This is a genomic window from Moorena sp. SIO4A1 (assembly GCF_010672065.1).
Classification (GTDB): Bacteria; Cyanobacteriota; Cyanobacteriia; order Cyanobacteriales; family Coleofasciculaceae; genus Moorena.
In genome coordinates, this window is the sequence record NZ_JAAHHX010000289.1 from 1 (window position 1) to 2,409 (window position 2,409).

At 49.4% G+C, this 2,409-nt stretch carries 2 protein-coding genes and 1 pseudogene; all 3 read right to left on the reverse strand.

The window, feature by feature from the left end; all coding sequences use genetic code 11:
* The coding region (locus F6K53_RS37390; RefSeq protein ID WP_366511407.1) for an SdrD B-like domain-containing protein at positions 1-1,314 on the reverse strand (1,314 nt) is incomplete at its 3' end.
* Positions 1,315-1,365: 51 nt separating this feature from the next.
* Positions 1,366-1,644, reverse strand: a pseudogene (locus F6K53_RS46245) (hypothetical protein); the annotation flags it as partial.
* A partial coding sequence (locus F6K53_RS37395) for a hypothetical protein (RefSeq protein WP_293084683.1) occupies positions 1,635-2,409 on the reverse strand: 775 nt, incomplete at its 5' end. The gene F6K53_RS37395 and the pseudogene F6K53_RS46245, both read right to left, overlap by 10 nt.

A 2,409-nucleotide genomic window follows, 5' to 3' on the forward strand; every position in this document is an offset into this window, starting at 1 on the left:
TGGGTCTACAGAGGTTAGTCCAGCATCGAAATCACGGGTATCTGTAGTCTGGTTAACACTAAAGACGTTTGTCTGTCCAGTATTGGGATCCGCATCGGAGTCAGCGGTCTCATCACCACCCTGGTCTTGAGGAGAGAGATTGAGGTTGTCTGGGGGAATGAATTTCAGAAAGTAATCTCCCGCTGGCACGTTCGAGAAAAGGTAAACCCCATCATTACCGGTACCATCGGGAGCAGTTAAGGTAAACCCATAGAAACTATCGTCACTGGTACCAGGTTGACCATCACCTCCATCTTGCCACAACTCAACCCGCACCCCATTGATACCCAGTTCACTATTATCTTGAATCCCATTACCGTTTTGGTCATCCCAGACTAAGTCTCCAATGATGGCAGGGGTGGGGGGTTGAATCACAATGCCGACTTTGGGGGGTTCTGCGGGTAACAAGGTAGCTGCCGCACCGGATTGATCCGTTCGTGTCGAGACGAAAGCAAAGGAATTCCAGGCAATCTCGCCGTTGGTTGGTGCTCCAGCCGGTGCTCGCATTGGCCAGTTGAGGACCACCGACTCTAGGGGGTCGAGAACTAGGTTGCCCAAGTTAAACCTCAGAGCGGTGACCGCACTGGGGTCACTGGGAAAGGTAGTACTCCAGTCATTGACGCAGCCACTAGGCCAATTAAGGTCTTGACCATCACTAGGATTGGGACGGCAAGGATTGGAGTTGGTGGTGTATTCAACCGTAACACCAGGAATTGCCACGGTAACCGGACCAGCGAGATTAGGACGCCATTGGGAACCCCTGGCTGTACTAGTATTGAGCACTTGAGTATCACCGATGGCAGGCAACATATCGACTACAAGTATATTAGTCATCGGCACCGTGCCTTGATTGGTGATCGTGAGCTGGTAATCTACCTGTCCCCCCGGAACCGTGGTGCCACTAGTGGAGAAACTGGTATCGACCTCACCCTGAACTACCTTTTGTGAATCGAGGGTTGCGATGCCAGCTATTTCAACGTTTGCTGTTCTGCGACAAATCGTCTCATCGGTGATGCCATCCCCATCCACATCAACCGTATCCTGAGTTCTGCGGTTATTATTGTTGCAATCGAACACACTATCGTTGGACATGATGAATAATTCATTAGTCAACGAACCTGTACTCACGCCCTGCTCAACCACTGTATCGACATAGATTCTCAGCCACCTATTCTCTGGTATTTGGGTTCCTGTAATTTCCCAACGCAGCAACGTGCGACCGGTGCCGTTGTAGTTTGGAATGGCCTCGAAGTTGATGGGAGGGTCAGCGGGCAAACTACTCGATCCCCCATTGGTAAACCTCCAGGCACCCCCATACTCAAGCCCTGCTGGCAGTAAATCGGCAATAATGGGATTGACATAATCTGCGGTAGCGCTCGACTCGTTGCGAAACTGTAGCCGAAATTCTATGGTGTCACCAGGAGCATAGGGTCCACTACTAGTTTCGTCTCTTTTGTTTGGATTTACGATGGCTTGTAATGCCGAGATTTCTGTCTCTTGGCACTGTTCCAGGGGGTCTGTTGGTGAATTGGGCGTCCAAGTCAGTTGGGCACAGTTTTTGATCGTCTCCCCAATCTCGCGGTCAGGCTGAACCTCTACAAACAGTTTTGGTCTATTACTGCCTCCTGTAGCTTGAAAACCGGTACATTGGTGTACTCGAACTCAACCCCTGTAATGTATTCCCCTGCTCCTAAGGTGATGTCCGTCCCAATGGTGAGGGTGGTGTTCTGAGGGTGTGAGGTACCGGCTGTCAAGGGGTTGAGATTAGTTTTGTAGCGGACAATCACATCCCCGGTGTAATTGTTGTATCTGCCTGTGCTAATTTTAGTGACTCGCACCTGATCTAAGAGGTTAATCCCATCCTCATTGACTTGATCTAGGTCGTCAGTGACTGTTAGAGTAGTAATCGGTACATTACCGGTATTTCTTGGGTCAAGCCGAAACTCAAATTCATTGCCAATAGCCACCTGACCCGAGAATGATTTAGAATTCAATGTGCCTTGATAGTTCGGGTCTGCAAAACCATGTTCAGCCTCACCATTTAAGTTCAACGGGGTGCCATCAATCAGTTCTCCTGTTGCGGCAGCTGGGTTAATCACAGTACTATTGGCACCACTAGTGTTGAAGGTAGCACTAGGATACTCAACAGAGACTTGTGCGTTGAAACAATTTCTGCCACTCTGAATACTGAGGTTACCGACATTCCAAGTGACAACCCCTGAGTTATGGGTACCCTCATTGGTAGCACTAAGAAAACTTGACCCAACCGGAAGAGTATCTTGAACAACGACATTTTCTAGGTTGAGACCACCCTCAAGATTCTGGGCATGGCAAAGCTCAAGCTCATAGGTCACTGGTGAATCAAGAGCC